The sequence below is a fragment of the uncultured Ligilactobacillus sp. genome (assembly GCF_948826705.1).
Classification (GTDB): domain Bacteria; phylum Bacillota; class Bacilli; order Lactobacillales; family Lactobacillaceae; genus Ligilactobacillus.
Genome location: NZ_CAQLEL010000110.1, coordinates 1 through 6,929, shown reverse-complemented (window position 1 = coordinate 6,929; position 6,929 = coordinate 1). Strand labels below are relative to the sequence as shown.

Here is a 6,929-nt window from a genome sequence, read left to right as displayed (position 1 = left end):
TGTCATTACCCTCTTGTTAGGATATGGGAATACTAGCGTTGATGGTAGTAAATAAAATTAGGAAAGGAAAAGCTATATTTCTTTCTCAAATGTAATCATTTGATATATTTGATTACGTTTGTTCACGTTTTATATAGCAGTATGAGAAACGATGAAAATAGATAAAAAAACCAATATTTGGGATGTCATGGATGCTTTTTATCATAAATGGTGCATTGTTACTATGAAGAATGGCGATAAGAAGAAGTTGTATATTGTCGATGTAGATTATGAAACGTGGGGGTATGATATGATTATCTACAATCACACTGGGAGTAAATCTTACGGAGATGATGACATTCCCTTTGGCAAGATAGACTTTATTGAGTTAGCTGAATAAAGTTGTACCCACAATTCACTCGACCCGAGCAAGTCGTTAAAAGGCTTATTTTTTATGCAATCAATCTCGTGGAGCGTTCCACGAAAAATAAAAACGATAGGAGAGATTTGCATGGCATTAACAAGAGAGTTTTTAAAAGAACACGGCTTATCTGATGAACAGATCACGTCAGTAATGACCGAGCATGGTAAGACTGTTTCGGATTTAAAAAATGATGTTCAATCACTAACTAGCGAACGTGATAGTTTAAAAGAACGAGTTACCGATCGTGATAAACAACTTGAGGATCTCAAGAAGTCTGCTGGTGATAGCGAAGAACTGCAAAATCAGATCAAGCAACTTCAAGATGATAATAAGGCGGCGTCAAAGGATTACGAAGCTAAGCTTGCCAAACAGGCTAAAGAATTCAAAATCCAAAACGCTTTGAGAGATGCAAATGCAAAGAATGTCACTGCCGTTCAAGCGTTGCTAAAAGCAGATGATATTACTATCGGTGATGATGGTAAGTTGAATGGCTTTGATAATCAGCTCGAAGCGATCAAAAAAGATAATGCCTTTTTATTTGAAGATGAGAAAGCACATCAAAACGGACGGATCGTTGTTGGTGCAGGCCTTGGAAATGACAATGGCAAAGAAGCTAGCAAAGATCCAATTATTTCTAAGATTGCTGAACGCATGGCAAACGAATAGGAGGAAACAAAATGGGAATTGTATTGGATAGTAAAGATTTAGCAAAGATCGATAGTGAATTTCACGCTGACTCTAAGATTTGGCAACCTTTAACAGGTGGGGCAAAATCAATCAGTGAATCGGATTTTACAGGTGTACGTTCTGTACGTATCAATAAGATGGACGGTTTTGCAGACGCTACAGCGTATGTACGTAACGGTGACAACACACGTAAGAATGTAAACGTCACAAAAGAAACGATTGAGCTCACTAAAGAAGAATGGATCGGTTACGACTTAGATCAGCTTGATATGTCTGAAAATGGAGCATATACAGTAGCTAATGTTGTACGTGAACACACACAGCGTATCACAGTGCCACATCGTGATAAATTCATGGCTCAAAAGCTATATGATACAGCAACTGATGGTGGTAAGTTAGTAACGGATAGTATCGACAGCAAGAATGCACTAGCAGCTTATGATGATGTAGAACAATACATGACTGACAACGAAATTCCGGGCGGATGGATCATGCTTGTATCATCTGATTACTATAAAGCATTGAAGAACTCTGACGGAGTCAATAAGTCGTTTACAGTAAATCAACAATCGATCAACGGTATCGATCGCCGTGTTGCTCAATTAGATGGAGGCACACCGATTTTGACAGTACCTAAGCAACGTCTGCAAGGATTAAGTATCACAGATGACGTTAATTTCATGGCAGTTCCATTATTTGCTGTGGCACCGATCGTAAAATATAACACAATTGATGTTATCTCGCCAGAAGATGACCGCTCGGGCTATCGTTGGACGATCAAAGGTTTAAGCTACTATGATGCTGTTATTTTTGAGAACGCTAAGAAAGCTATTTATGTGGCAACACAACCAGCTAAGTCAAAATAGTTAGGTGGTGATAACCGTGTATATTAGTTTTGAAGACTACGTAAGTTTAGGGTATGACGCTGTAGATACTAATGATTTTGATAGAATTGCAAAAAAAGCTGAACGTATGATCGATAACGCAACTCGAGACTTCTATGTTATCCGTAATATTGAAGAAGATACGTTCGGTTTGCGAGCCCAAGCATTTAAGCGGGCAATCTGTGAACAAATAGATTTTATCAATGCCGGTGGCGGAACATCGTATGATATGGCTAACTCTAACTTTTCGAGTGTGTCGATCGGACGGTTATCACTTACGCCGGGAGATAAAGTATCCAATAAGGTCGTTGCTGGCTTATGTCGTGAAGCCTACACACTTTTAGCGCATTACGGTTTGTTGTATCGTGGGGTGGCATCAACATGGTAAACATTCCACGGATAAGCAAACAATTGTGTAACCAAAAAGTAGAATTTATCGAGAGCAATGTCAGTGATGAAACAGATGATTGGGGCAAACCGATCAAAACAGAGAAAGCAACACAGGTAAATAATGTGATCGTACAAGAGCAAACGATATACGCAGGCAACGGTAATAGTCGTGTCATCACGGCTAATGCAGTTGTCTTTTTGTTTGCGGGTGTAACTGATCCGATGCCAAAACTTTCAAGAGAAGATGTAGGCAATAAGATCAAATATGCCGGAAAAGAGTGGACGATCATCAATATCGTTGTCAATCAAGATCCTTTTAGTAACGGTGTTTATAGTTATGAATTGGAGGTGTTGTGATGAGTGTAACAGTTTCTTTTCATGGCGATGGATTTGATAAAAAGGGTTCATCCAGTAGGCTTGACTCAGCTTTATATCATGCAACCAATCAAGCAGCTGCTGACATGGATCAATTTGTTCCGTTCAAAAGTGGGTACTTGTCCAATACTGGTCATACGTTTAAAAATCACATCAGTTGGCAAGCTCCGTATGCAAGGGCTCAATTTTACGGTGTTATCAATGGTAGTCCAGTAGTTAATTACACACGAAATCAACACCCACTTGCTACCAAGCGATGGGATTTAAAGGCTAAGTCTTTGTACATGAATGACTGGAAGAGAGCCTTTATAGTTGGTTGGGAAAAAGGAGGACAATGATGGATCTAGAAAGTGTTTTGCAAAAAGTGATCAACAAGCTTGAACTGCCAACTGCAATCAAGCGTGGCTATATGAATGGCAAGAAAATTCCCGAATTGAGAATCTATTCTTTACCAGGATCAAATGTCATTAGCTGCGACTACGAAGGTAACAAGACTGAACAATTCAATTTTGAGATCGCTATGCGTTCCGACGATGAGGCTCTGATCAATCAGTGCCTTTTTTTAATTGCTGAATTGCTTGGCGATCATGATTTTTCTGTTGTCAGTCAAGACAATAGTTTTATTTTTAACACACTACAACTGACATCGTTCCCACACATTATTTCTGCTGATCCTGCAGGAGTAGCGTTTTATGTGCTTGATTTTCAAGTTGTAGTTGACACATTCAATAAATAATTAGGAGGTATTAACATGGCAATTACTACTACAAAAGTCGCTAACTCTGAACCTGTGAGCGACGGATTTTTACTGAACTCAACTAATCAATACTATATCGATGTTACTGGTGGTGACAATCTAGCTGATGTTACCGACGCAAAGTGGGCCCGCTTGGCAAAAGGAATCGCTAGTGTAACACCGGCTGGAAACGAAACAGCGAACAACGATGCTTACTACGACGGTGGCGCTTACGGATCTAATGACATCACTGGTAAGCGTCCGCAATGGTCTTTTTCTGGGCATCGCGTTTACGGCGATAAAGCTCAAGACTTTGTTGCAGGCAAAGAATTTGCCGTCGGTGAAGCTCTTAAGACACGTATGTTATGGATCAATTCGACTGGTGAAATGATCGTAGCACATGTAACTATCATGACGATCGTTGCAAGTGGCGGTAACGCTAACGCAAAGCAAACATTTAGTTTTGTTTTGGGGATGAACGGCGAACCTGTGATCCCAAACGGCAAACCTAAAGTTGTCGCAGGCGACGAAGATGGTTTGTTCAAACTTAGTGATCAAGTCACTGGTTCAACTGACTAATCAATAAAGCGACAGAGACGAGAGATGTGAGACGAAAATGGAGGAATTTAAAATGGCTGTAAAACAAATTAACTTAGACGCACTTATTGATAACACTACAAAAGCAGAAGTTCGTATTGCTGGCAAAGTATATCCGATCACAATCGATGACGAAATGTTTAAACGATTGACCGAATTGCAAGCTGAACTTGCGACATATTTTGCTGAATTAGGAGATATCAGTGAAGAAAAATTTGCTGAGATCGGTGCTGATGGACGTAAAGAAATCATCAGCAATATGTTTAACGAGATCAACAAGAAAATGATGTCAACATTAGATGAATTACTAGGCCAAAACGAAGGTCACCGTTTATATGAACGGTTAGGTCGAAAGACAGTTGCTTTATCTTATTTGATTGGAGAACTTCGCAAGATCTATACCGATTCAATTAAAGAAAAACAAAAGGAAGAAAAGAAGCAAAACGATCGTATGAGTCTTTATACCAAGAACAAGCGCAAAAAACGGAAGTGATATAGATGATCAGTTTGACCGAAAAATTAAACCGATCGATTGAATACCGCGGCAAGTTTTATGCGGTCAACTTAGCATTTGATAACGTGCTTAGATTCTATGAAATGCTCGACGATGAAGTACTTGACAACGATCATAAATTTTTGACAGCTTTCAAGATGTTTTTTGAAGATGATGCGCCACTTGATCCAGATTTTGTGATCACTGGAACTGACGCACTGATCAAATATATTGGTCAGCAGTCGTATGGATCGTCAGAACCTGAAAAAGATATCGCAGGAAATGAGATGGAGTCTATTAAGTACTACTCGTACACGAAAGATGCGGAAGCGATATTTGCTAGTTTCGTGCAGTGCTACAACATTAATTTAGCTCGTGAGTTGTATAAGCCAGCAAATGAGCGTTTGCACTGGGATGAGTTCAAAGCTTTGTTTAATGGCTTAAGCGAAGATACTTACATCATGCGTATTATCGATATAAGACGCAGATCGCTTGATGGGCTAGAAGGTGAAGCACTGAACTCGTTGCAAGAAGCTAAGGATCATTTTTCATTAGGACAGCAGTTCAACGTTCAAGCGCAAGAGCAACGTGCAGACGCTGCTTTTAGCGGCTTTTATAACATGGCTAAACATCAACAAGAAAGGAAGTGATTAGATGGCTGATGGTGTTGTTACGATCGATATCGATATGCCACTCGATAAGTTTAAGAGCGATATGCAGCTAGCAGAGAGCTTGTTGAAAAAACTTGGTAATGGCGCAGGTAGCGAAATGGATAGCGACTTTAAAAAAGCGTCAAGTAATGTTGTGAATGAAGCAAAAGACGTCAAAAAAGACGTTGACGCTGAACTAAAGAAGCCAACAGCTACGATCACTCCTAAAGTCGATGATAGCGATGCGCAAAAAGGCACGCAGAAGATCATCACGAGCTTGCGTAAGCTACCTAAAGAACAAAAAGTAAAGTTAGACGCAGACGCTAAAAAGGCCGGCATAGACGACTTTACGACCCTTTTAAAACGAGTTCCAAAGAAGACACGTACTGAGATCTTAGCACAAGCACAAAAAGGCGAAGTCATCGACTATGAAGCTTTGCTAAACAAGCTACCTAAAAAGATATTGACCGAAGTCCAGCTAAATGATAATGCAAGCGACAAGCTAAGAGCTATTAAGAAAGAGTCTGAAAGCACTGAAACAGGTTTTACTCGCTTAAAAACTATTGTAGCTGGTTCATTTCTTGGTGGTGCTGCTTTAAATGGGATCACAATGTTAGTAGACGGTCTAAAAGATGTTGTCGTTGAAGGGGCTAACGCTTCAGATGCGATGGACAAATTTAGATCGACAATGCAACTTGGTGGCTTTGGCGAAGATGAGATCAAAAAGACATCTGATCAAGTTATGGACTATGCTAATAAGACAGTCTATGGACTAGATGACATCGCTAATACGACTGCTCAGTTAGCCGCTAACGGTATTAAGGACTATATGGGGCTGACAGAAGCGGCGGGTAACTTGAATGCTCAAGCTGGTGGTAACGCTGAGACATTTAAATCAGTTGCTCTGATGCTTACGCAAACGGCTGGTGCTGGTAAGTTGACTACTGAAAACTGGAACCAACTTGCTGATGCTATTCCGGGTGCGTCTGGCGTGCTTCAAAAAGCTATGAAAGACGCTGGCGCATATACTGGCGATTTCCGCGATGCTATGGCTAATGGTGAGATCACAGCTCAAGAGTTTAGTGATGCTTTGATGAAACTTGGCCAAACTGACGGAGCTAAAAAAGCCGCTGAGTCTACCAAAACTTTTGAAGGTGCGATCGGTAACTTACAAGCTGCAGTCGTTGACGGTATGAAAAACGTCATCGATGCGTTTGGTAAGGATCGTATTACTGGACCTATCAATGGTTTTGGCAACATTGTGCAAGATACGTTTGGCAAGATCACAAAGACGATCGAGAATAACAAGAAAGTTATTGATACGCTTGCTGGTGTCTTTTCTGGAGTTTTTGGAGCGATCGGCAACACTTTATCTATGTTTGCGACGAGTTTCAAAGTTAACGTGGCGGGTGTGTTGAATAATAAAGAGATCACTCAAAATGTCGAGAGTTTTAAAAAGAGCTTTGATCGAGTCATGGATGCGATCAAGCCTATTGAACAGGCTATTGGTGGTCTTTTAGGCGTGATCACAGGTGGGGCTTTTTCACTTGCTGTTGACCTTGTCAAAGGGTTGGCAAAAGGCTTAGGTTTAACGGGTGATGAAGCTGATAAAGCGAAAGGTAAGCTAGATTTTAGCGGTGTAGCTCGGATCTTTTCAACTGTATCGCAGGCTTTGAATACAGTTTTGAGCTTTGTTAAGCCAGTAGTAAGTGCG

Annotated in this window: 11 protein-coding genes; all 11 read left to right on the top strand. The window is 40.4% G+C overall.

Features of this window, described 5'->3' with window-relative positions; genetic code table 11:
* The first annotated feature begins 151 nt into the window (after positions 1 to 151).
* Positions 152 to 379, top strand: a complete 228-nt coding sequence (locus Q9Q35_RS07535) for a hypothetical protein (RefSeq protein ID WP_112286343.1) — start codon at positions 152 to 154, stop codon at positions 377 to 379.
* Between the two features lie 111 nt (positions 380 to 490).
* Positions 491 to 1,069, top strand: a complete 579-nt coding sequence (locus Q9Q35_RS07530) for a phage scaffolding protein (RefSeq protein WP_160192575.1) — start codon at positions 491 to 493, stop codon at positions 1,067 to 1,069.
* 11 nt (positions 1,070 to 1,080) lie between these two features.
* The gene (locus tag Q9Q35_RS07525) at positions 1,081 to 1,956 is read left to right on the top strand and encodes a capsid protein (protein WP_112195514.1); all 876 of its coding nucleotides are present in this window, start codon (positions 1,081 to 1,083) and stop codon (positions 1,954 to 1,956) included.
* 16 nt (positions 1,957 to 1,972) lie between these two features.
* Positions 1,973 to 2,362, top strand: a complete 390-nt coding sequence (locus Q9Q35_RS07520) for a hypothetical protein (protein WP_112195512.1) — start codon at positions 1,973 to 1,975, stop codon at positions 2,360 to 2,362.
* Positions 2,356 to 2,721 (top strand): putative minor capsid protein, encoded by a 366-nt coding sequence (locus Q9Q35_RS07515; protein ID WP_112195510.1) that lies wholly within the window; start codon positions 2,356 to 2,358, stop codon positions 2,719 to 2,721. The genes Q9Q35_RS07520 and Q9Q35_RS07515 overlap by 7 nt, the downstream gene beginning before the upstream one ends.
* Positions 2,721 to 3,077, top strand: coding sequence for a minor capsid protein (locus Q9Q35_RS07510; RefSeq protein WP_112195508.1), 357 nt, complete (start codon positions 2,721 to 2,723; stop codon positions 3,075 to 3,077). Before Q9Q35_RS07515 ends, Q9Q35_RS07510 begins: the two co-directional genes overlap by 1 nt.
* Positions 3,077 to 3,475 carry a capsid protein gene (locus tag Q9Q35_RS07505; protein ID WP_304652816.1) on the top strand — a complete coding sequence of 133 codons (399 nt, stop codon included), beginning with the start codon at positions 3,077 to 3,079 and terminating at the stop codon, positions 3,473 to 3,475. The genes Q9Q35_RS07510 and Q9Q35_RS07505 overlap by 1 nt, the downstream gene beginning before the upstream one ends.
* A 15-nt stretch (positions 3,476 to 3,490) precedes the next feature.
* On the top strand, positions 3,491 to 4,054 hold the full coding sequence (locus tag Q9Q35_RS07500) for a phage tail tube protein (RefSeq protein ID WP_112195504.1): 564 nt from the start codon (positions 3,491 to 3,493) through the stop codon (positions 4,052 to 4,054).
* Positions 4,055 to 4,106: 52 nt separating this feature from the next.
* The gene (locus Q9Q35_RS07495; RefSeq protein ID WP_112286345.1) at positions 4,107 to 4,565 is read left to right on the top strand and encodes a hypothetical protein; all 459 of its coding nucleotides are present in this window, start codon (positions 4,107 to 4,109) and stop codon (positions 4,563 to 4,565) included.
* Between the two features lie 5 nt (positions 4,566 to 4,570).
* Entirely contained in the window at positions 4,571 to 5,215 is a 645-nt protein-coding gene (locus Q9Q35_RS07490; protein WP_112286346.1) for a Gp15 family bacteriophage protein, read from the top strand.
* A gap of 4 nt (positions 5,216 to 5,219) precedes the next feature.
* On the top strand, positions 5,220 to 6,929 hold a 1,710-nt coding region (locus Q9Q35_RS07485), incomplete at its 3' end, for a tape measure protein (RefSeq protein ID WP_304652815.1).